At 40.0% G+C, this 21253-nt stretch carries 23 protein-coding genes; 9 read left to right on the forward strand and 14 right to left on the reverse strand.

Annotated features, from left to right (window positions below):
• Positions 1-110: 110 nt before the first annotated feature.
• Positions 111-917, reverse strand: a complete 807-nt coding sequence (locus H561_RS0107100; RefSeq protein WP_081411645.1) for a T9SS-dependent choice-of-anchor J family protein — start codon at positions 915-917, stop codon at positions 111-113.
• A gap of 95 nt (positions 918-1012) precedes the next feature.
• Between H561_RS0107100 and H561_RS0107105 the strand changes: the two genes are divergently transcribed.
• From H561_RS0107105 to H561_RS0107145, 9 genes are all read left to right on the forward strand, one after another.
• Complete coding sequence (locus tag H561_RS0107105) at positions 1013-3148, forward strand: TonB-dependent receptor plug domain-containing protein (RefSeq protein ID WP_027386376.1); 2136 nt, start codon at positions 1013-1015, stop codon at positions 3146-3148.
• A gap of 11 nt (positions 3149-3159) precedes the next feature.
• Positions 3160-4287, forward strand: a complete 1128-nt coding sequence (locus H561_RS0107110) for an HmuY family protein (protein ID WP_027386377.1) — start codon at positions 3160-3162, stop codon at positions 4285-4287.
• Positions 4288-4328: 41 nt separating this feature from the next.
• Positions 4329-5207 (forward strand): heme/hemin ABC transporter substrate-binding protein, encoded by an 879-nt coding sequence (locus H561_RS0107115; protein ID WP_027386378.1) that lies wholly within the window; start codon positions 4329-4331, stop codon positions 5205-5207.
• Positions 5191-6234 carry a FecCD family ABC transporter permease gene (locus H561_RS0107120; protein ID WP_027386379.1) on the forward strand — a complete coding sequence of 348 codons (1044 nt, stop codon included), beginning with the start codon at positions 5191-5193 and terminating at the stop codon, positions 6232-6234. The genes H561_RS0107115 and H561_RS0107120 overlap by 17 nt, the downstream gene beginning before the upstream one ends.
• Positions 6231-7001 (forward strand): heme ABC transporter ATP-binding protein, encoded by a 771-nt coding sequence (locus tag H561_RS0107125; protein ID WP_027386380.1) that lies wholly within the window; start codon positions 6231-6233, stop codon positions 6999-7001. The genes H561_RS0107120 and H561_RS0107125 overlap by 4 nt, the downstream gene beginning before the upstream one ends.
• Before the next feature lies 1 nt (position 7002).
• Complete coding sequence (locus H561_RS0107130; RefSeq protein ID WP_027386381.1) at positions 7003-7653, forward strand: class I SAM-dependent methyltransferase; 651 nt, start codon at positions 7003-7005, stop codon at positions 7651-7653.
• 4 nt (positions 7654-7657) lie between these two features.
• On the forward strand, positions 7658-8686 hold the full coding sequence (locus tag H561_RS0107135; protein ID WP_027386382.1) for a hemin-degrading factor: 1029 nt from the start codon (positions 7658-7660) through the stop codon (positions 8684-8686).
• A gap of 389 nt (positions 8687-9075) precedes the next feature.
• The gene (locus H561_RS0107140; RefSeq protein ID WP_027386383.1) at positions 9076-9948 is read left to right on the forward strand and encodes a ChaN family lipoprotein; all 873 of its coding nucleotides are present in this window, start codon (positions 9076-9078) and stop codon (positions 9946-9948) included.
• 188 nt (positions 9949-10136) lie between these two features.
• Positions 10137-10766: a peptide deformylase gene (locus tag H561_RS0107145; RefSeq protein WP_027386384.1), complete on the forward strand. Its 630-nt coding sequence runs from the start codon at positions 10137-10139 to the stop codon at positions 10764-10766.
• On the opposite strand, the gene H561_RS0107150 is transcribed toward H561_RS0107145, so the two are convergent.
• The 13 genes from H561_RS0107150 to H561_RS0107210 all read right to left on the reverse strand — a co-directional run bounded on the left by H561_RS0107150 (position 10767) and on the right by H561_RS0107210 (position 21225).
• A complete protein-coding gene (locus H561_RS0107150) occupies positions 10767-11894 on the reverse strand; it encodes a lactonase family protein (protein ID WP_027386385.1) in 1128 nt (375 codons plus the stop codon).
• Positions 11895-11942: 48 nt separating this feature from the next.
• Positions 11943-12779, reverse strand: a complete 837-nt coding sequence (locus H561_RS0107155; protein ID WP_027386386.1) for an SGNH/GDSL hydrolase family protein — start codon at positions 12777-12779, stop codon at positions 11943-11945.
• A gap of 148 nt (positions 12780-12927) precedes the next feature.
• Positions 12928-13350: an organic hydroperoxide resistance protein gene (locus H561_RS0107160; protein WP_027386387.1), complete on the reverse strand. Its 423-nt coding sequence runs from the start codon at positions 13348-13350 to the stop codon at positions 12928-12930.
• Positions 13347-13784: a MarR family winged helix-turn-helix transcriptional regulator gene (locus H561_RS0107165; RefSeq protein ID WP_027386388.1), complete on the reverse strand. Its 438-nt coding sequence runs from the start codon at positions 13782-13784 to the stop codon at positions 13347-13349. The genes H561_RS0107160 and H561_RS0107165 overlap by 4 nt, the downstream gene beginning before the upstream one ends.
• Positions 13785-13807: 23 nt before the next feature.
• Positions 13808-14440 carry an NAD(P)H-dependent oxidoreductase gene (locus H561_RS0107170; protein WP_027386389.1) on the reverse strand — a complete coding sequence of 211 codons (633 nt, stop codon included), beginning with the start codon at positions 14438-14440 and terminating at the stop codon, positions 13808-13810.
• A gap of 219 nt (positions 14441-14659) precedes the next feature.
• Positions 14660-15388 (reverse strand): lipoyl(octanoyl) transferase LipB, encoded by a 729-nt coding sequence (lipB, locus tag H561_RS0107175; protein WP_027386390.1) that lies wholly within the window; start codon positions 15386-15388, stop codon positions 14660-14662.
• A gap of 32 nt (positions 15389-15420) precedes the next feature.
• Positions 15421-16155: a tryptophan synthase subunit alpha gene (gene trpA, locus H561_RS0107180; RefSeq protein WP_027386391.1), complete on the reverse strand. Its 735-nt coding sequence runs from the start codon at positions 16153-16155 to the stop codon at positions 15421-15423.
• A 61-nt stretch (positions 16156-16216) separates the two neighbouring features.
• Positions 16217-17395, reverse strand: coding sequence for a tryptophan synthase subunit beta (gene trpB / locus H561_RS0107185; RefSeq protein ID WP_027386392.1), 1179 nt, complete (start codon positions 17393-17395; stop codon positions 16217-16219).
• 69 nt (positions 17396-17464) lie between these two features.
• A complete protein-coding gene (locus H561_RS0107190) occupies positions 17465-18130 on the reverse strand; it encodes a phosphoribosylanthranilate isomerase (RefSeq protein WP_034761607.1) in 666 nt (221 codons plus the stop codon).
• 18 nt (positions 18131-18148) lie between these two features.
• A complete protein-coding gene (trpC, locus tag H561_RS0107195; protein ID WP_027386394.1) occupies positions 18149-18928 on the reverse strand; it encodes an indole-3-glycerol phosphate synthase TrpC in 780 nt (259 codons plus the stop codon).
• A gap of 37 nt (positions 18929-18965) precedes the next feature.
• Positions 18966-19952 (reverse strand): anthranilate phosphoribosyltransferase, encoded by a 987-nt coding sequence (gene trpD, locus H561_RS0107200; protein WP_027386395.1) that lies wholly within the window; start codon positions 19950-19952, stop codon positions 18966-18968.
• A 2-nt stretch (positions 19953-19954) separates the two neighbouring features.
• Positions 19955-20632 (reverse strand): endonuclease/exonuclease/phosphatase family protein, encoded by a 678-nt coding sequence (locus H561_RS0107205; RefSeq protein ID WP_027386396.1) that lies wholly within the window; start codon positions 20630-20632, stop codon positions 19955-19957.
• 23 nt (positions 20633-20655) lie between these two features.
• On the reverse strand, positions 20656-21225 hold the full coding sequence (locus tag H561_RS0107210) for an anthranilate synthase component II (RefSeq protein WP_027386397.1): 570 nt from the start codon (positions 21223-21225) through the stop codon (positions 20656-20658).
• Positions 21226-21253: the final 28 nt, after the last annotated feature.

Consider the following 21253-nt stretch of genomic DNA (forward strand, 5'->3'; position numbering starts at 1 on the left):
TTTTATACTTTTAAGGATAGATTTCGGGTAAGTTATTATCTGTTATGCCGTATATAAAAAGCCGGCTTATGAAAGAATCATAAGCCGGCCAGCATATGGGTGCTGATCAATTATTTTTTAATGAATTTTGATTTTACTGCAGAGCCTTCGGCTGTTTCTACAATGATATAATAAACACCGGTATGTAACCCACTGATATCAAATCTCTGTCCGCTTAACTTACCGCCGGTAACTTTTTGTCCTGCTGACGAATAAATCTGAATATTTTTAGGATCTTTCTTGGTAACGAACTGCAGTGCGGTATTATCAGAAGTCACCGCAAACTGAACGTCATCTTTTGATTTTAAAGCATCTGTAACTGCCAAGCTGGTTGAAGCTGAATATACTACATCATCAATTTCCAATACCGTATGGGGAGCAAGAGGACCTACAAACCTGAATACAATATACTGGGAAGCTGAAGCGGTTACAGGAACAGAAATAGTTTGGAATACATCACTGGAGAGGAATGTTGCATTTCCTAGAGCTACAAAAGTAGTCATGTCTGCAGGATTAGAAGCCAATCCTACTTGCACTGTACCTGGTGCAGAGCCAGTATTTCTTCTTGCTTTAAAACTTAAGGTAGTATTTCCCGTAGGTGCAACAATCATTGGCGAAATCAGATATTGCGGACTATTCTGATTGGCTCCGGAATATGACTGAATAAAATTATCTGATGAACCGTTAGCGATCACATTCATCATTGGAGCAGGGTTTCCCACAGCCGCAGGAAAAATTGTTGTCCATTGATTTTGTGGAAAAACAGTTTGTCCCTGACCTAGTGTAAAGCTGTTAAAATTTTCATTAATTGTGTTCACCTGTGCTTGTGCTGATAGAGCAGTAAATAGTAAAGTCCCTAAAAGTAGTCTTAATTTCATAACGTTATTTTTATTTAGAATTATTCCACAAAATTAATTAATTATTTTTAATTGTTCTAAATAAAACATTATATTTGTCGAAATTTTTTGCATCTATGAAGAAGAAAGTGCTTTCCATTCTATCATTATCCACTGTTCTATGGATGAATGCACAGGAAAAAGATTCTCTTAGTCAGAGTAAGATAGAAGAGGTTGTCCTTACCGGGCAATATACCCAGCAGTCTGTCAATAAATCCATTTATAAAGTTGAAGTCATAGATGCGCAGCAAATTAAGAATATGGCCGCTACCAATGTAGCTGATGTTCTGAATCAGAATCTTAATATATTAATAGAACCGAATAAAAGCTCAGGAAACTCCAGCGCCAATATTATGGGGCTTAGTGGTGAATATACAAAGATTCTTATTGACAATATTCCTGTCGTAAGCGATGAAGGGATGGGGAATCTCGTTGATCTTACAAAAATCAACGTTAATAATATTGAACGAATTGAGGTTGTAAAAGGTTCAATGGGAGTTGAATACGGTAATAATGCAGTTGCGGGAGTGATAAATATTATTACGAAGAAAAGCTATAATAAGAAATTTACAGTATTAGCATCTTTACAGGAAGAAACTGTTGGAAAAGACTATGATTGGTTTAAAAAGGGAAATGGACGTCATATTCAGTCTTTAAATCTGGGATATAGAATCAATGAAAACTGGTCTGTTTCTGCAGATATTAATCATAATGATTTTCAGGGTTATAAAGGTTTTCTTCAAGGATATAAATATTTTAACGAGAGCAATGACGGTCTGCGAGGCTATGATTGGCAACCAAAAGATCAGCTTACAACAAACGGGACTATACGGTACAGTAAAAATAATACAAGTTTCTTTTACAAATTAAATTTTCTTACAGAGAAAATAAACTACTACAATCCTTTAATCAGCGAACTGCCTCTCGGCAGTGGTAATAGAACATATACTGCAAACGATAAAGATTATAATACCAAAAGATGGATTCATCAGTTTAATATCCAGAGCAAATTGGGAAGGATCAATTATAATGGCGATTTTTCTTATCAGAGTCAGGAAAGAAAATCACAGATATATACCTATGATATTCCCAACAGGCAGGAAATATCAAGGGATTCCGAAATTACTTTCTATAAATCCGACGTGCTCTACTCAAGGGGAATGTTCAGTAATTTCTTAGATAATGAAAAGATTAATTTCCAGCTTGGATATGAATTAGACAGGACTAAAGGTTTTGCCGATGCAACAACTTTTGAAAGTAATAATAACGGAAGGAGTATTGAACGTTCTATCTTTAATTATGCCAATTTCTTATCAGCAGAATGGAAGATCAATGACTGGCTGTCATTCCGCCCGGGAGTAAGATTGGCTTTAAGCAACAGATTTAATTCACAATATAATTATTCAGGGACTTTAAGGTTTAAAACGTCTGAGAATTCGGACATTCGTACTGTTTTCGGTTCTGCCAATAGGTTCCCGACTTACGATGAGTTATACACTTTTGTAGTAGATAACAATCATGATATAAGGGGAAATGAGAGTTTAAAGCCGGAGACAGGGTATTCCGCAGCTGCATTTTGGGATTATGCATTAACAGATTCTGATAACTGGAAATTTAATTTCAGCCTGTCAGGGATGTACCTGAATGTAAAGAACAGAATTGAAGATGTAATTATCAATAACAGCCCGCTGCAGATCACTTTTCTGAATATAGATAATTACAGATCCTTATTATTTGGCGGCGGCGTTAATGTAAAAAAAGGAGATCTGACATTGAATGCAGGTGTTTCGGTAATGGGGATTTCCCAGGTTTTAAATACAGGAAATATTACTTCACCTGACAACTATAATTATTATGCTGAAGCAAATCTTGCTGCTAACTATACTTTACCGTCGTCAAAAACTTTGTTTGCACTCTATTATAAATATACCGGAAAGCAAAGGCGTTACACGCATCAGGGAGAAAAAAATAATCCTTTAGACCCGGGACAATATATATTAGGGGAAATCGGTGATTTCAATATGCTGAATTTCACAGTGAGTCAGCCATTCTTTAAAAATCATTTTGAAATAAGTGCAGGAGTCAAAAATATCTTAGACGTGACGAGTGTAACCAATACAATCCAATCCGGGAACAGTCACAATGCAGCTGCCAATCAGCAGAATCTATTCTATGGTAGAAGTTACTTTGCCAGACTAAATTATAATTTTTAAATAAATTAGAAATGAAAAAAATACTATTTTGCTTATTGGTAGGAGCATCTTTTATATCTCAGTCTTGTATTAATGACCATGAAGATCCCGTAGCGGTGGCACCTTTTGAAGGGGCTATTGCAGACCCTAAAGTCGGTGGAGCAACACAGCCGAATCAGGTTTGGATTGACTTAAGTGAAATAGATCCCGCCACAAAAGGACCGGTTCAAACCCTTACAAAAAGAACTGATTGGGACTTAGCTCTTTATTCAGGATCTGCTTTTAAGGTTGTATTAAATTCATCAATTATGATGGCTGCCGCCAAAATTCCTAATGTTACAGATTTCAATCAGGTAACAGAAGCTACTGTTTCTACATTGAAAACTCAGGTGCAGGTGGCAAATTTTAACCCGGCGAATGAAATTTATATAGATGATGTTAAAGGCGACTTTCCTACAGGAACTACTGCAATTGAAGGGATCAAAGCGGTTGATTCTGAAAACGGAATCTATCTTGTCAATATGGGAAAAGAAATTTATACAGGTACTGTACCTAATGGTTCTGTTTCTACAGGTGGTGACAGCAGAGGTTGGAAAAAAGTACAAATTTTGCTTGCAGGAGAGGGATATAAAGTAAAATCTGCTGATATTGATGGAAGTAATTACTATGAGATTGTCGTAAATAAAAATTCGGCCTATAACTATAATTTTATCAGTTTAAAAAACAAGAAAGAAATCACCATTCAGCCGGAAAAGAAAAAATGGGATCTTTGCTTTACTGTATTTACAAATACAATTAATGGGGCAGGAAGCTATATTTATGCAGACTTTGCAACAACGAATAATGTCGGTGGTACAGGTGTTTATGAGGTGGTAATACCTTCGCCGGCATCAGGAGTAGAGGCCTATAATAACTTTAAAGCTTCTGATATCGATCAGTCAAAACTCATCTATAATGACCAGCGTATCATCGGGGCAAATTGGAGAAACCCCGTAGGAGTAAATGGTCTTGAAGTATATGGAGATCGGTTCTACGTAATTAAAGATGCTAACGGATATTATTTTAAACTGAGATTTACCAGACTTGTCAAAGCCGAAACGGACAATCAGGGTATTAAAGGAGAAAGAGGTTTTCCTTCTTTCGAATATAAGCCTTTGTAAGATTTTTTTTAAATAATAAATAAATCAAATAATAGTATATCATGAAGAAAATAATTCTCGCAGTTTCTGTGCTGGCGGCAGTGTACTCGTGTAATAAAGAACAAAGTGCCAAAACCGGAAACAATACGGAAGTCAGTTCGGAAACCCCAAAATCCAATAATAAAATCGTAACGCTGAACGGTGGAATTACAGAAATCGTAGCTGCTTTAGGTCACGAAAAGGAAATCGTAGGCACTGATGTAACAAGCACCTATCCGGAATCTCTGAAAGCAACGGCTAAAGATCTGGGACATGTAAGATCAATAACCATTGAGCCGATTATGGCGGTGAAGCCGACTTTGATTTTAGCTTCTGATAAAGACATCAACCCTGAACTAATGGGGAAAATCAAGTCTTCAGGCATCAAAACACAGGTCTTCAAACAGGAATTTTCCGTTGACGGAACCAAAAAACTGATTGCCAATGTGGCAAAAGCAATCGGAAATACCGATTATCAGAAACTTAATGATAAAATCGATGCTGATTTAAAACAAATCCAGCCGATCGCTAAAAAGCCGAAAGTACTGTTCATCTATGCAAGAGGGCCGATGCTGATGGTATCGGGTAAAAATACGCCGATGGCTTCATTAATCGAGTTGGCCGGCGGTGAAAATGCAGTGAATGATTTCGAAGATTTCAAACCGTTAACGCCTGAAGCTGTAGTAAAAGCCAATCCGGACGTCCTGTTTTTCTTCACGAGCGGACTGGAAGGTGCCGGTGGAAACGAAGGTGCACTGAAAATGCCGGGTGTTTCACAAACCAATGCAGGAAAAAATAAGAAAATCATTGCCATGGACGGAGGTCTGGTTTCCGGTTTCGGACCGAGACTGGGAGAGGCTGCTGTAGGATTAAACAAGCTGTTAATTGAAAACACCAAATAAATTATACTTTTATATAATCATAAGTGTCCTGCTGCTGGTCATAATAGCAGTATGGTCACTTAACACCGGAGTATATGACTTCGGAGGGAAATCTGCTTTCGATGTGTTGGGAAAACTGATGCGGCAGGATCCGGATTTGCCCTTAAGCGATAAATATGTAGTCTGGGACGTGCGTGCCGCCAGAATTATCATGGCCATCCTGATCGGGAGCATGCTTGCCGTTTCAGGCACAGGCCTGCAGGGATTGTTTAAAAACCCACTCGCAACGGGAGACCTGATCGGGCTGACTTCGGGAGCAACTTTATTGGCCGCGATTGCGATTGTCTTGGGAGGCCATTTTCAGCAGTATGTGCCCGAAGCCGTGCAGTTTTCATTGGTTGGGATCTCTGCGTTTATCGGTTCTTTGCTATCCATGCTACTGGTGTACAGGATTTCCACAAGCGGCGGGAAAACCAATGTGGTCATGATGTTGCTGACCGGCGTTGCTATTACGGCCATCGGATTTTCAATTACAGGATTTCTGATCTATATTTCGAAAGACGAGCAGCTGAGGGATCTTACGTTCTGGAATTTGGGAAGCCTGGCAGCGGCAACCTGGACCAAAAATATCATCCTGGTCATTGTTTTAATAATTTCGTACAGTATGTTACTGCCGAAAGGAAAAGCATTGAATGCCATGATGCTGGGCGAAAAAGATGCACAGCATCTGGGAATTAATGTAGAAAGGTTAAAAAAACAGATTATTATCATGACGGCTTTGATGATCGGGACCTGTGTAGCGTTTTCGGGAACCATCGGTTTTGTAGGCCTTATCGTACCCTATATTTTAAGGCTTTTATTTAAATCGAACTACGCATTTATCCTGCCGTTATCAGCAGTCTGCGGAAGTATTTTGCTGTTGACGGCAGATACGTTCAGCAGAAGCATCGTGGAACCTTCGGAACTGCCGATCGGGATCCTGACGGCATTGATGGGAGGGCCGATTTTTATTGCCATCTTAATTAAATCCAAAAAATCACTGGCATGATCAGGGCACATCAGATCAGTTACCGGCACAAAGAGTTCCATATCCTGGAGGGAATCGATGTTTCACTGGAATACGGTGAGTTTCTAGCCATCGTAGGTCCGAACGGAGCCGGAAAATCCAGCCTGCTGAGTATTTTGGCGAATGAAGTAAAATCAAAGCAGGAGATTATATTTAAAAATAAAAACATCAGTGACTGGGAAGTAAGAGAACTGTCAAAACACAAGGCGAAATTTTCTCAGCACAACAGCAATGATATTCCGCTGGAGGTAAAAGATGTCGTGATGATGGGCCGTTACCCATACTTTGAGTCCCGGCCGAGACAGGAAGACCACGAAGCGATGAACAATATGATGTATGAAACCGATATTTTTCATTTAAAAGACAGGGAATACAATACCTTGTCGGGCGGTGAAAAACAGCGGGTACACCTGTCCCGGGTTTTGGCACAGCTGCAGAACGAGATTGCCCATAAACTTCTTTTTCTGGATGAACCCCTGAACAACCTGGATGTTAAACACCAGTACAAAGCATTGGAAATCATTAAAAAATTCACCAAAAAAAACAATTCTGCGATTGTCGTGCTTCATGACCTGAATTTAGCCGCACAATATGCAGATAAAATTTTACTGATGAAATCAGGGAAAGTTGCCGCATTCGGAACGCCGGACGAAGTTTTTACCGCTGAAAATATCAGCAGTGCCTATAATTTTCCGTGTAGCATCTGCGCGCATCCGATTACTCATAACCCGATGATTATTTTTGGATAAAATGGAAAAAGAAGATTTAAAGAAATTAGCACGGCAGTTGGCCAATCCACAGGGTGAAAAAGGGATTGAAATCGCCGGGATAATGAATGATACCAACATCGGGATGACCATTGAAAGCATCAAAACACTTCTGATAGAAGATGATGAAACGATCCTGGAAATCGGTCACGGCAATGCGGCGCATGTTAAATATCTTATAAAGAAAGCCCGAAACTTAAGGTATACAGGTATTGATATTTCAGAAACCATGCATCATGAAGCCGGAAGATTAAATCAGGAGTATGAAGATCAGGTGGATTTTGTGTGGTATGAAGGAAAAAAACTGCCTTTTTCAGATAAAACATTTGATAAAATATTCACGGTAAATACCGTCTATTTTTGGGAAGAGCCTGTTCAGTATTTAAATGAAGTATACAGGGTACTGAAAGACAAAGGAATCTTTGTCCTGACTTTCGGACAGAAAGAATTCATGGAGAGGCTGCCCTTTACCCAATTTGATTTTACCCTATACAGTACTTTAGAAATGGAAGAAACCGTATCACAGAGCCGTTTTACGAGAATGAAAATCTCTGAAAGGGAAGAACAGGTAAAAAGCAAGACCGCAGACGAAACCATAACAAGAAATTATACAATTCTAACCATAAAAAAATAAAATAATGAGCACATTAGTAAATGAATTAAAAGAAAAATGGGAAGCTCTTAAAGCTGAAAACCCGAATATGAGAATCAGAAACGCGGCGCAGGAACTTGCCGTAAGCGAAGCGGAATTGCTGGCTACCAGTATCGGAGAAGGGGTAACCGTACTCAGACCGGAATTTCAGAATATTCTGACGGAAGCTGAACAGTTAGGAAAAGTAATGGCCCTTACCCGCAATGACGAGTGTGTTCATGAAAGAAAAGGGGCTTACCTGAATGGGGATTTCAGCAGCCCGCATGCACAGCTTTTCGTAGGGGAAGAAATTGACCTTAGGATTTTCCTGAACCACTGGAAGTTTGCTTTTGCAGTGGTGGAAGGTGACAAGAAAAGTCTTCAGTTCTTTGGAAAAGACGGCCTGGCATTACACAAGATTTATGTAACAAAAGACAGCAAAGAAGCGGCTTTCGATGCTACTGTAGAAAAATTCAGGGCAGAAGACCAGAACCAGGCTTTCGAATTTGAGACGGTAGCTCCCAAAGCTCCTGAAAAAGCAGATTCGGAAATTGATGTGGAAGGGTTTCAGCAGGCATGGACTTCTTTAAAAGATACGCATGACTTTTTCATGATGACCAGAAAATTCGGGGTAAGCAGAACACAGGCTCTGAGACTTGCTCCTGAAGGTTTTGCCAAAAAAATCGACAATGCAAAAGTAGTGAACGTACTGGAAGATGCTTCTGAAAAACAGCTTCCGATCATGATCTTTGTCGGAAACAGAGGGATTATTCAGATCCACACGGGAAATGTGAAGAAAACGCTTTGGCATCAGCAGTGGTTCAACGTTATGGATCCTGATTTCAACCTACATCTTGATGTGACAAAAATCGCTGAGGCATGGATCGTGAAAAAACCGACTGAGGATGGAGAAGTAACTGCTATCGAAGTATTCAACAAAGAAGGCGATTTCATCGTTCAGTTCTTTGGAAAAAGAAAGCCGGGAATCCCTGAGCTTCAGGAATGGAAAGACCTGGTAGCCGGATTGGAAAAATAATAGTTAGATCGTTTTTTTATTAAGGCCGCTTTGTTTTTTGCAGGGCGGCTTTTTATTTAATGTCGAGGTTATAAAATATCTTTAATAAATACTTATTTTAGAGCCGGTTTAAAGGTTAGTATCAAAACTTTATAAAACCTTTTAAAGTTTATGTTGAGAAATATTATCGCTGATTTTTTACATGCATATGAACATCTGGGTAATGTCCACCATCTTCGGGAAATTGTTTTGTAAAATAAATTTGAACAGGCTCTTAGATTCAATCAATCAATATCCATTCAGTCTGCCATCCTGTGCGGATCTAAGCAAAGTATATTAAAGAATGCCTGAAAGGTCCAAGCCGGATTATTTCGGATGATAAAAAAGGTTAATTAAATGGTAAAATAAAAATGAAAAGTATTTTAGTAACAATATTGCTCGCCACTTTCTGTTCATTACATGCCCAGGCTTTCAAAGCCTATCAGTTTTACAATCAAAAAGGAAAGGAAATTAAAACGGATAAACTAATCAGTGAACTGGTGGATTATGATGTGGTTTTTTTTGGAGAAAACCATAACAGTTCGATCAACCACTGGCTTCAGCTGAAGATTACGGAAGCCCTGCATCAAAAGAAAAACGGGCAGCTTATTCTGGGGGCCGAAATGTTTGAAAGGGACAACCAGTCTCAGCTGAATCAATACCTTAACGGGACAATGGATGCCAAGACCCTGAAAGATTCAGCACGTTTGTGGAATAATTTCCCGACCGATTACAAGCCTTTGGTAGATTTTGCCAAAGCTAAAAAATTAAATTTTGTAGCCACGAATGTCCCGAGAAGATATGCTTCCCAGACCGCAAAAGAAGGATTAGAGTCACTTAATAAGCTTCCTGAAAAAGACAAGGCCTATATGGCCCGGTTACCGGTCAAAGTCACTCTGGATACTCCGGGGTATCCTGAAATGAAAACCATGATGGGCGATCATGCCGACGGAACCAAAACGATGAATTTTATTGCTGCCCAGGCCATCAAAGATGCTACGATGGCAGAATCCATTCTGGAGAATTTTCAGGCCGGTAAGACGTTTATTCATTACAACGGGAACTACCACAGCAAAGAGTTCGGCGGGATTTACTGGTACATCAGGCAGAAAAACCCAACCCTGAAGATGGCGGTAATCTCTGTATTTGAATCGGAAGATCCTGAACTGAAAATCCCGGAAAAAGAGTATAAACCAACCGATTTTAATCTGATAATTCCGGCTGATATGACGAAGACCTATTAAAATTCTTCCCACGGATTTTCACAGATTATTTATTTAAAAATAGGAGCAACCTGCTTAACCAGCAGGATAAGACAGATAAAGAATGTATTCTTAGAAAAGAACTCTGGTCTGTTTTTAATGGAATAATTCAAATGGCTTTAGCCGAAACATAAAAACATCTTTTATCTTTGTTTAAGATTCCAGCAAGAATGAAAAAAATCTCTTTACTCTTTATATTTTTTACCGGTTTTATTAATGCTCAAAAGCTGACTTCAGTTGAAATTTCTTTAATCAGCCAGGGAGATGTAACATCGGCATTGCCTGTTTATCAGACCACGGAAGAACATCAGCATCAGACGTTGTTAAGCCTGTCCAAAGATATTGATCCGCTTGATAAAAACACGGCAATACTGGTGAACAGAATGAAAGAATCCCTTCTTTTAACAGACGGCGGCGTAGGGATCGCCGCGCCACAGGTCGGGATCAACAGAAAAGTCATCTGGGTTCAGCGTTTTGATAAAATAGGCGAGCCTTTGGAATATTTTCTCAATCCTGTGATCACCTGGAAATCTGAACTGCAGAACCTCGGTCCGGAAGGCGACTTGTCAATTCCTGATTTCAGGGACCTGTTTTACCGGAGCCAAGTCATCCAGCTGGAATATGCTGATCTGAAAGGGCAGAAGCACTCTGAAATGGTGGAAGGCTTTACGGCCGTTATTTTCCAGCATGAAATTGACCACCTGTATGGCATTCTGATTTCAGATAAAAAAGGAAAAGAGGGAAGTGGTGAGTATATAAAAGTGGATGCTTATAAGAGCAGTGATTCTCTGACGAGGTAACTAATATTTCCTGATCTGTACACATGAAACATTTTTTATCTTCACTTTCTTGCCTGCTCTTTTTAATAATCCTGTTTCAGCGTTCCGCCTGAAAACGACAACATTATCGGTTCCGGCATTCGTGGCAATCAGGAACTTTCCGCTGGGATCAAGACCGAAAATCCTAGGGTGTTTTCCTTTGGTAGACTGATAGCCGACTGTTTTCAGGGTACCGTCATTCAGAATGGAAAATATGGCAATATTGTTCTCATCTCCTCGGTTTGATGCGTAGAGGTATTGGCCGTCCGGAGAAATGTGAATATCAGAGCTTTCAAAATGGTCTTTATATTTTTCAGAATGGGTATTGATCCTCTGGATATACCTTAAATTTCCGCTCTCATAGGCATAGGCACTTACAGTTCCTCCCATTTCTTCGATACAGTATGCAAATTTTCCGTTCGGATGAAAAGTAAAATGCCTTGGCCCGCTCCCCAAAGGAGCTTTTATAAAAGAAGGCTCTGATACCTGCAACGGCCTATCCCTGTTATTGTCGAATGCATACATTCTGATTTTATCAGCTCCCAGATCCGGCAAAAAGAGGTAATTGGAATCGGGTGAAAATACAGCAGCGTGGATATGGGAACGGTCCTGCCTGTCAGAATTGATACTTCCTTCGGAAAAATGAAAATTCTGTACATATGGCTGTATGACTCCGTTTTCCGAAACCGGATATACGGAGACACTTCCTTCCGTGTAATTGGCATTAATGAGCCATTTTCCATTTTGATGAACGGTGACATATACCGGATTTTCGCCACCACTTTTCTGGCTGTTGATAAAAGCCAGCGTTTTATTTTCAGGTTTGAATTCGAAACTGCTTACTTTTCCTCCATTGGGAGTTTTGCTTTCCGTACACGCAAAAACGTATTTTCCATCCGGAGATAAGGTAAGGAATGATGGATTTAAAATGCCTTTGAAGGTGGTTATTTCAGATAATTTCCCGCTGATGGTATCTAATTCATATACATAAATTCCTTCCGTATTTTTATCCCGGTTGAATGAACCGAAAAAAGCATAGGTCTTCTGTGAATGAGCCTTGAAAAAGAAACAAATTGTAATGACAAGTGTGGTAATTTTTAATTTGAACATTTATTATTAAAATATGAGAAGGTAGCAAAAATTATGGGGTATTAATAATTAATCTGAAATATTTTTCAATAATTCCGCTGTTTTAGGATCTATTGCTCCGATATATTTTAGATCAGATGCTTTTTTCCCTGTTAGCATCTTATAAAAGATACAGGCATTTAAAAAAGCTCCATATATATTGGGATGGCTTTCATCTTCATACAGTTCTACTTCGGGATGTCGGGTTAGGATTTCAAAGAATTTACTTCCGTTATCTGATTTAATTAAATCATTTTCTTTTGCTACCAGTTCATAAGATTCATTAATTACTCTGGCTTCCTGCGTTAAATTTTCCAGAACCGGTGAGCAGCATTTATCTTTTTTTATCGATTCGTCTATCATTGAGGATGGATAGCAATATTGTTGAGGATATTGATTTTTACTTGGCCAGGTGCTGAAAAGTATAAACTCACATTTAGGATTATTAACCAATTTTCTAATTGCTGCAATGGCTTTATTCACTTTCATCTCACGGTTTTCAGGAATTAAAATACCGACTCCCCCTGTTTGCAGGATCACTACATCCCATCTTTTGGCTGCAATTTTTTTCTCTGTTTCTGTAATTTCGCCCGGTTCTTTTGGTCTGGTATTAATTCCGTTTTCCGTTCTGGATGTAATGATCTCCGATAAATGACCGGATAAGGATTGTCCCGGAAAGGTACTTTGATCAATTTTGATATTAGGGTTTGTTTCATTAAGCATTTTCTGGACGGTTTGCGGCATGTCATGGAAATAAGTCAGGCTGTTGCCGATAAACAGGACATTTATTTCATCGGTTTTGTTTTTATTTTGAGCCTTGAAGACAGTGGTAATCAATGTTAATATGAGAATCAGTATATTTTTCATAGGTCATTAAGTTTAAGCATTGAATTCACAGATCAATAATTTCAAAAATAAAAATTTCTGTTTAAAAAGTAACTTAAATTCTCACTTATTTGAATAAAAAACTCTGTTCCCAAAAGAAACAGAGTTTATATAATTAAACTAAGGAAGCTTAATGATTCGTCACCGAAAGCTTCACTTCAATATTATTTCGTGTCGCATTGGAGTAGGGACAGATTTCATGGGCTTTTTCCGTCAAAGACTGGGCTTCCTCTATGGAAACTTCAGGAATGTTGACATCCAGTTCAACGGCTAAACCGAAACCTCCGTTTTCCAGCTGTCCGATGCTGACCTGTGCAGTCACCGTTGTTTCTCCAGTTTTTACTTTCGATAAGCTGATCACTCTGTTCAGTGCGCTGTCAAAACATGCAGAATATCCTGCTGCAAAGAGCATTTCGGGGTTGGTGAAATCATCATTGGCGCCGCCTAATGCTTTGGGCATTTTAACATCCAGGTCCAGGATGCCGTTTTCACTTTTCAAATGGCCGTTTCTGCCGCATTTGGCAGTTACTTTTGTGGTGTATAAGGTCTTCATTTATTTTCTATTTTGCTTAATATTTTTTGAATGGTCTCTTTAAGTTCTGCCAGATCATCTTCTGTAAGGTCCAGTTTATCCCGGATTTTTCCGGGGATTTCACAGGCTTGCTTCCTCAGCAGGTTTCCGGCATCAGCCAGAAACACTTGAACCACCCTTTCGTCCTGTTTTTTTCTCTGTCTTATGATCAGGTGCTTGCTTTCAAGCCTTTTCAGAAGGGGAGTGAGCGTTCCGCTGTCGAGATACAGTTTTTCACCGATCTGGTTCACGGTCAGTCCGTCATTTTCCCACAAAACCATCATCACCAGATACTGTGGATAGGTAATGTCGAGCTCATCAAGAAAAGGCCGGTAGAGTCCCGTAATTTCTTTTGAAATGACATACAGCGGAAAACAGAGCTGATTTCCTAATCTGGGTGGGTTCTGATCTTTCATAATTCAAAAAAATGAGGTGAAAATTATTTCCTGATGATAAATTCTTCCATAGGAATCCGTACTTTCTTCATGTGGGAAAGCCAGTCGTTTTCAGCATCCTTATATCCGATATACAGGAGCGAAACGCTTTTCAGCCCCAGTTCCCCTAATCCTAAAATTTCGTCAACCACTTCATTGCTGAAACCTTCTGCAGGCGTCGTGTCGATTTTCAGTTCCGCTGCCTGAGCCATGGCAAGGCCTAATGCAATATACGTCTGTCTTGCCGTATGGGCAAAATGCTCTTCGGGCGTCTGTGCGCCATACAGTTCTTTGATCTTATCGGTATAGCTTGAGAATCTTCCTCTTGGCAAATCTCTTACATCGGTATGAAGATCATATACTTGATCAATTTTCTCATCAGAATAACGGTCCCAGGCGGCAAAAACCAAAACATGCGAACAGTCTCTCATCACTTCAGGATTAAGCGCACCCCGAACCATTTTTTCCTTTAATTCCTGATTTTCCACAACAACAACACGGAACGGCTGAAGCCCGGATGAAGTTGGGGCCAGTCTTGCGGCTTCTAAAATTTTATTCAGGTCTTCTTCAGATACTTTTTTCGTTGGGTCATATGCTTTTACGGCATGTCTCCAGTTCAGGTCTTCTATTAATGACATTTTTCTAATTATTTTTATTGAAATACCATGATGCAAAAATGCTGCCAAATTGAATTGCGTACAATTTAATTGTGTTAATTTTATTTAAATTAATGTTAAGATCAGTGTTATTGGCACTATGGAAAATGTTAAAAACCCCGCTTATAACGAGGTTTTCATATAATTTCAAATAAGGATTATCATTTGTAAAGTACTGAATTACTGCATAAACTAAATTGCTTATTTTAATTCCAATTCAGCCTCAAACACCTCCTCAAAATGCTTCCTGATCTTCGCTTTGATATCTTCCATTTCCTCGGGAGTCAATTCTCTTTCCAGTTCTCTTTTTAAAGAAGTCACCTGTTTATCTTTGATTCCGCAGGGGATGATGTATTCAAAATAGCGCATGTCCGTATTCACATTCAGTGCGAAACCGTGCAGCGTAACCCAGCGGGAAGCTTTTACGCCCATGGCACAGATCTTTCTCGCATACGGTTTTCCCACATCCAGCCAGACGCCGGTTTCTCCGGGAGAACGTTCCCCTTTCAGTCCGTATTCGGCAATGGTCCTGATGATGACTTCTTCCAGGTTCCTCATATATTTATGAATGTCCGTGAAGAAATTTTCAAGGTCAAGGATAGGGTAGCCCACAATCTGCCCGTACCCGTGATAGGTAATATCACCGCCGCGGTTGACCTTTACAAAAGTAGCATCGATTTCCTTGAGCTGTTCCATTCCGGCCAGCATATTTTCTTCGTGCCCGCTTTTTCCTAAAGTATACACATGCGGATGTTCCACCAAAAGAAAATGGTTAGAGGTGATGAGATGCTCTTCAGCCGGGAGATCACGGTTTTTGATTTTTGTATCGATGATATTTTTCATCAGCTGTTCCTGATAATCCCAGGCCGGCTGATATTCTTTTATCCCCAGATCTTCAAATGCTACGGTCTTATTCTGATGTGTGTTCATTCCTTTGTTTAATGATACAAATTTAGTGATTTTTACGCTTTGATGGAATGGATGAAATCTATAGCTTCGTTCTTCCAGTTTCTATCCTGCAGCAAAATATTCACAAAGGCAGTTCCGATGATTCCGCCGTCTGCTTTTTCCGTAACATTTTCAAAATCTTCTTTAGATTGGATTCCGAAACCGATCATCAGAGGATTTTTTAAAGGTAATGATGCAAGCCTGTTTAAGTATCCGTCATTTTTCAATACGGCGTTTGTATTTCCGGTGGTGGATGAGGAGCTTACCGCGTACAGAAACCCGGAACTTAAAGAATCAAGGTACATAATTCTTTCGTCAGACGTTTCCGGGGTTACCAGAAAAGTGAAGTTCAGATTATATTGTTCCAGCAAAGCCTGATAATTTTTCTCGAATTCCACGGGCGGTAAATCAGGGATGATCAGTCCCGAAACACCGCTGTCGGAACATGCCCTGCAGAAATTTTCAAAACCGAAGCTTAAAACCGGATTGATATATCCCATTAAGATAACCGGGATCCGGATTTGATCTTTCACAGATTTTAGCTGGGAAAACAGCTTTTCGATGGTCATTCCATTGTATAAGGCCAGTTCATGCGCTTTTTGGATAACCGGTCCGTCCGCTACAGGATCGGAATAAGGCATGCCGATTTCAATCATGTCCGCTCCTGAATCCTGGATCAGTTGTATAATATCGGCAGTATCTTCCAATTCAGGAATCCCTGCGGTGAAATATATATTTAGTTTTTTCATATCTATTGTATTAATGTATGCAAAATATTTAAAATCATTTTACATCAATACTTTTTACATTTTACAAATTTTTTAAATACGTTTCCATATCCTTGTCGCCACGGCCGCTCAGGCAGATGACCACAACATCATCTTCATTGAATTTTTTCTTGTTTAAGACCGCCAGTGCATGGGCACTTTCCAGTGCGGGAATAATTCCTTCCAGCCGGGTCAGTTCAAAAGCAGATTCCAGAGCCTCCTCATCGGTAATGCTGAAAAATTCCGCGCGCTTTTCCTGAAATAAATGCGCATGGAAAGGCCCGATTCCCGGGTAATCCAGTCCTGCAGAAATAGAGTGGGGCTCAATGACCTGGCCGTCGCCGGTCTGCATCACTAGGCTTTTGCTTCCGTGTAAAACCCCTAAAGTCCCCAGGAAAGTTGTCGCTGCCGACTTTCCTGAAGCTACGCCCAGACCTCCTGCCTCTGCAGCAATAAGCTTTACATTTTCCTCTTCAACGAAGTGGTAAAAAGCCCCTGCTGCATTGCTTCCTCCGCCTACGCAGGCCATTACGTAATCCGGGTTTTCTTTTCCCGTCTGTTCATACAGTTGCTCTTTGATCTCCTTTGAAATCACACTCTGAAATCTCGCCACCAGATCAGGAAACGGATGTGGACCGACCACACTCCCGATCACATAATGGGTTGTGGTTGAGTTGTTAATCCAGTCCCTCAAAGCTTCGTTCACGGCATCTTTCAGGGTTTTCGAACCTGACGTTGCCGGAATGACTTCAGCTCCCAGCATTTTCATTCTTCCTACATTCGGAGCCTGTCTTGCAATATCGACTTCACCCATGTATACAATACATTCAAGACCTAAAAATGCACAGGCCGTTGCCGTTGCGACACCATGCTGTCCGGCTCCCGTTTCTGCGATAATCCTATGTTTTCCGAGACGCTTAGCCAGCAAGACCTGTCCTAAAGCATTGTTGATTTTGTGTGCCCCTGTATGATTAAGGTCTTCACGTTTCAAATACACCTTGGTCTTATATTTTTCGCTTACATTTTTCGCAAAATACAATGGCGTGGCACGTCCCACATAATTTTTCAGCAGATCCTGATATTCAGCCTGGAAATCTTCGGATTCTATGATTTGTAAATACTTATTTTGAAGTTCTTCCACATTCGGGTAGAGCATTTCGGGAACGAAGGCCCCTCCGAATGCTCCGTAATATCCGTTTTGATCCGGGTTTTTATAGTTCATTTTGTAATTTTTTTAAATGATTTATTCAATTTTTGTACTGAGGGTATATCTTAAAATTTTATTTCAGTCTCATGATATTTCAAATTTTCCTCTGAATTTTTGTATCCGGCTAACATCTTTAATTCCTGGCCCGGTTTCAAATTTTGAATTGATATCTACGGCAAAAGGTTTTTGATTCAGGGTTTCCATATTTTTAATATTCTCTTCCGAAATGCCGCCGCTTAGAAAATAAGGAAGTGGAATATTAATTTCATTCAACAGAGTCCAGCCGAAAGTTTTTCCGGTCCCTCCGAAAGCTTTTGAATCCGTATCAAAAAGAAGATAATCAACATTACGTAGCAAGTCATTCATACGTTGTTGTATGGATTTTTTATCTCCCATATCCCGGTTTCCCATCCTGATCACTTTGATTATTCCGGTTCCCGGGTGTAATTTTTTTCTCAGTTCAGCAATGAAACACTCATCTTCATCGCCGTGAAGCTGGATAAAATTCAGGCCCGCCTTTTCTGATATTTCAACTACTTTATCCAAGTGTTCATTGACAAAGACACCCACTTTTCCATAATGCTGAACTTCTGATATTTCCTTCAGGTTCAAATGGTTCAAAACATACCTCGGCGATTTTTCATAGAAAATAAACCCCAGAAAATCCACATGCATAGAAATCAATTCATGAATCTGATGCAGTTTTGTCAAACCACAAACTTTGAGTTTTGCTTGTTGGGTTTCATTCATTATTAAACGGGTACATTATTATATTGATACATTGGAAATAAATTCGGCAAACTTTGCTCCCGGATTTTCGTTCTTCATAAAATATTCACCCATCAGGAAGCCGTCAAAGCCCTGTTCTTTTAAATAGTTAAAATCTTCCACGCTGTAAATTCCGCTTTCTGCAACGGATAAAACAGGTTCCGGCAGCTGGTTCTTTAAATTAACGGAATGCTGTAGATCTACTTTGAAATCCTTTAAATTCCGGTTGTTGATGCCGGCTAAGTCAATATCCGGGTTAAGATGTCCCAGCTCTTCTTCAGTATGGATCTCCAGCAAGACTTCCATGCCCAGTTCGTGTGCCAGACCTGTAAAATCATTGACCTGGGAAGGTGACAGGCAGGCGGCAATCAGTAAAATGACATCGGCACCGATGCTTTTGGCTTCATACAGCTGGTATTCATCGATCATAAAATCCTTTCGCAGTATCGGGATCGCAATGTTTTCCCTCACCCTGATGATATCTTCAGAACTTCCTCCGAAAAAATCACGATCCGTTAAAATCGAAATTCCGCTGGCCCCGGACTTTTCATAGGCTGAAACGACTTCCAACGGAGAAATTATATTATTGATCATCCCTTTTGAAGGCGATTTTCTTTTAAACTCTGCAATGATTCCGCTTCCGGTGATGATGTTTTCTTTCAGAGAAAGACTTTTCCGTCCGAACAAATCAGAATCTTTCAGCTGCTGAACGGAAACCGTTGATTTTGATGCTGAAACTTCTTCTCTTTTTCGCTGTATGATGGTTTCTAGTATATTCATTGTGTTTTTTTTAAAATTGAACCTTTTAATGAAGCTCTTAGTTTAGCAGCAGTTCCAGGCTTCTTAAAGCCTTCCCTCCGTATAAACTCTCCTTTGCCACAGCCACACAATTGCTGTAACTCCCGAATTTCCCGGTATGGGAAAGGGCTACCGTTGCATTGGCGAGCACTACGGAATTCTGCTGTTCCGTGCCTTCTCCGAGCAGGATATTTTTAAAAATAGCTGCCGTCTCATGGGTTGTTTTACCGCTCTGTATGCTCTCCTGTGTAACGGAAGCAAATCCTAAATCTTCAGCCGAATACATTTCTTCACCGTCTTTAGTGATGATCTTACTGTCATGCGTGAGACTGATCTCATCATAGCCATCCATCCCGTGAACGAGTGTAAAATGGCGTTCTTCTTTTTGCAGCAGGTACTGGTACAGCCGTGCAATTTCCAGATTGTATACTCCGATTATTGAAAACTGCGGCTTTGCCGGATTTACAAGAGGGCCTAACAGATTGAAAAAAGTCCTTAACCCTAAGGATTTCCTCAAGGCTCCGACGGATTGCAGCGCAGGATGAAAATAAGGCGCATGCAGAAAGCAGATATTGGCTTTGTCCAGGTCTTCCTGCAGCCGGTCTGAATTGTTTTTAAATTCATAGCCCAGCTCTTCCAGGACGTTTGAGGATCCCGTAACCGTTGAAGCGCCGTAATTGCCGTGTTTGGTTACTTTCTGCCCGGTTCCTGCCACGACAAAGCTGGCCAAGGTAGAAATGTTGATCGTATTTTTTCCGTCACCGCCGGTTCCTACGATATCAATCGCATCACCGGCATCAATATGCACGGGAACTGCCATTTGCAGAAGGGCTTCACGGAACCCTTCAAGCTCTTTTAGCGTGATATTCCGCATCAGGAAAATACTGATAAAAGCCGTAACTTCCGTATCATTGAATTTATTTTGGGCAATTTCAATCATAATCGCCTTGGCCTCGGACTTAGACAGAGTGTGATGATTAAATAAATATTGCAGGATGTCTTTCATATCTAAAGGTTTATAGGTTCAATGGTACAGATTACCAAATGATGATCAGAAATTTTCCGGTCAATCGGGATCATGTGCTGTGTTACCGTTTTATCTTTTAAAAAGTTGCTGTTCATAACAATATGGACGGCACTGTTCTCATTCTTTTCTGTCAGAATCTCCAAATCGTGGTGGCTGAAAAATGCTTTTGTTTCCTCAATCACTTTTTTATTCGGATATTTCCATCCTGAAAATGAGATATTGAAGTCGCCGGAATAACAAATATTTCCTTTCATGTTTTTTATTTCTTCTTTCTGATAATTCAGATCATGAGTAAAATGAGAATCTCTGCCTCCGAAACTTCCTATGATACTCAGATACATGATGATTGGGCCAAGATCTGTAGTAATACTTCCGCAGATACTTGTATAGGAATCATAAGTATTGTACTGCGTTTCAATAGGATACTTGCTGAAAAAACTTACCCGGTTTTCTTTTTCTTCATAAAGTTGATCTTCATGAAAAACGGGTAGCGTCTCAGAGTGTAATTCATAATATGCTTTCCCAAACTCAAGGCAGCGGCTGGTTTCAGTAAGGACAATAAGATCGGGCTCCTGAGATTCAATGATATTTTTAATAAAAGAAATCTTGGAATGCTGATTCACTTTTGGCCTAGCAATATTCCAGCTGATGATTTTCATGATTAATAAATAATAGGGTTTAATTAATTCAGCAGGAAGTTTTCAATGATCACCGCACCCTGCGGCGTTAAAATACTTTCCGGATGAAACTGCACTCCATGCACATCATAGGTTTTATGCTGTAAGGCCATAATCATTCCGTCTTTATCCACTGCTGTGACTTCAAGTTCTTCCGGGAAACCGTCCTGGTTCACCACCCAGCTGTGATACCGTCCCACTTCAAGCCCGCTTTTCAGGTTCCTGAAAAGTTTAGTATCTTCTTTTACCAACTCAGCAGGCGTAGCGACCCCATGAAAAATCTCCGAAAGGTTGATCAGCGTTCCTCCAAAGGCTTCTGCAATGGCCTGCTGTCCCAGGCAAACTCCCAAAATGCTTTTTTCAGGAGCATATTTTTTAATGACATCCAGTAAAATTCCGGCTTCTTCGGGAATCCCGGGACCCGGCGACAGTACGATTTTGTCATACCGCCCGATGTCTTCCAGACTTATTTCATCATTTTTCACAACATCGACCTTGGTTTGCAGCACCCGTTCAATAATCTGGACAAGGTTATAGGTAAAGCTGTCGTAATTATCAAAGACCAATACTTTCATTTGTTTTATATTGCTGTTCATTGTTTTG

The organism is Chryseobacterium gregarium DSM 19109 (assembly GCF_000430845.1).
Classification (GTDB): domain Bacteria; phylum Bacteroidota; class Bacteroidia; order Flavobacteriales; family Weeksellaceae; genus Chryseobacterium; species Chryseobacterium gregarium.

Coding starts and splice junctions, on each gene's coding strand:
- H561_RS0107100 (WP_081411645.1), bottom strand. CDS start 917: ATGAAATTAAGACTACTTTTAGGGACTTTACTATTTACTGCTCTATCA.
- H561_RS0107105 (WP_027386376.1), top strand. CDS start 1,013: ATGAAGAAGAAAGTGCTTTCCATTCTATCATTATCCACTGTTCTATGG.
- H561_RS0107110 (WP_027386377.1), top strand. CDS start 3,160: ATGAAAAAAATACTATTTTGCTTATTGGTAGGAGCATCTTTTATATCT.
- H561_RS0107115 (WP_027386378.1), top strand. CDS start 4,329: ATGAAGAAAATAATTCTCGCAGTTTCTGTGCTGGCGGCAGTGTACTCG.
- H561_RS0107125 (WP_027386380.1), top strand. CDS start 6,231: ATGATCAGGGCACATCAGATCAGTTACCGGCACAAAGAGTTCCATATC.
- H561_RS0107130 (WP_027386381.1), top strand. CDS start 7,003: ATGGAAAAAGAAGATTTAAAGAAATTAGCACGGCAGTTGGCCAATCCA.
- H561_RS0107135 (WP_027386382.1), top strand. CDS start 7,658: ATGAGCACATTAGTAAATGAATTAAAAGAAAAATGGGAAGCTCTTAAA.
- H561_RS0107140 (WP_027386383.1), top strand. CDS start 9,076: ATGAAAAGTATTTTAGTAACAATATTGCTCGCCACTTTCTGTTCATTA.
- H561_RS0107145 (WP_027386384.1), top strand. CDS start 10,137: ATGAAAAAAATCTCTTTACTCTTTATATTTTTTACCGGTTTTATTAAT.
- H561_RS0107150 (WP_027386385.1), bottom strand. CDS start 11,894: ATGTTCAAATTAAAAATTACCACACTTGTCATTACAATTTGTTTCTTT.
- H561_RS0107155 (WP_027386386.1), bottom strand. CDS start 12,779: ATGAAAAATATACTGATTCTCATATTAACATTGATTACCACTGTCTTC.
- H561_RS0107160 (WP_027386387.1), bottom strand. CDS start 13,350: ATGAAGACCTTATACACCACAAAAGTAACTGCCAAATGCGGCAGAAAC.
- H561_RS0107165 (WP_027386388.1), bottom strand. CDS start 13,784: ATGAAAGATCAGAACCCACCCAGATTAGGAAATCAGCTCTGTTTTCCG.
- H561_RS0107170 (WP_027386389.1), bottom strand. CDS start 14,440: ATGTCATTAATAGAAGACCTGAACTGGAGACATGCCGTAAAAGCATAT.
- lipB (WP_027386390.1), bottom strand. CDS start 15,388: ATGAACACACATCAGAATAAGACCGTAGCATTTGAAGATCTGGGGATA.
- trpA (WP_027386391.1), bottom strand. CDS start 16,155: ATGAAAAAACTAAATATATATTTCACCGCAGGGATTCCTGAATTGGAA.
- trpB (WP_027386392.1), bottom strand. CDS start 17,395: ATGAACTATAAAAACCCGGATCAAAACGGATATTACGGAGCATTCGGA.
- H561_RS0107190 (WP_034761607.1), bottom strand. CDS start 18,130: ATGAATGAAACCCAACAAGCAAAACTCAAAGTTTGTGGTTTGACAAAA.
- trpC (WP_027386394.1), bottom strand. CDS start 18,928: ATGAATATACTAGAAACCATCATACAGCGAAAAAGAGAAGAAGTTTCA.
- trpD (WP_027386395.1), bottom strand. CDS start 19,952: ATGAAAGACATCCTGCAATATTTATTTAATCATCACACTCTGTCTAAG.
- H561_RS0107205 (WP_027386396.1), bottom strand. CDS start 20,632: ATGAAAATCATCAGCTGGAATATTGCTAGGCCAAAAGTGAATCAGCAT.
- H561_RS0107210 (WP_027386397.1), bottom strand. CDS start 21,225: ATGAAAGTATTGGTCTTTGATAATTACGACAGCTTTACCTATAACCTT.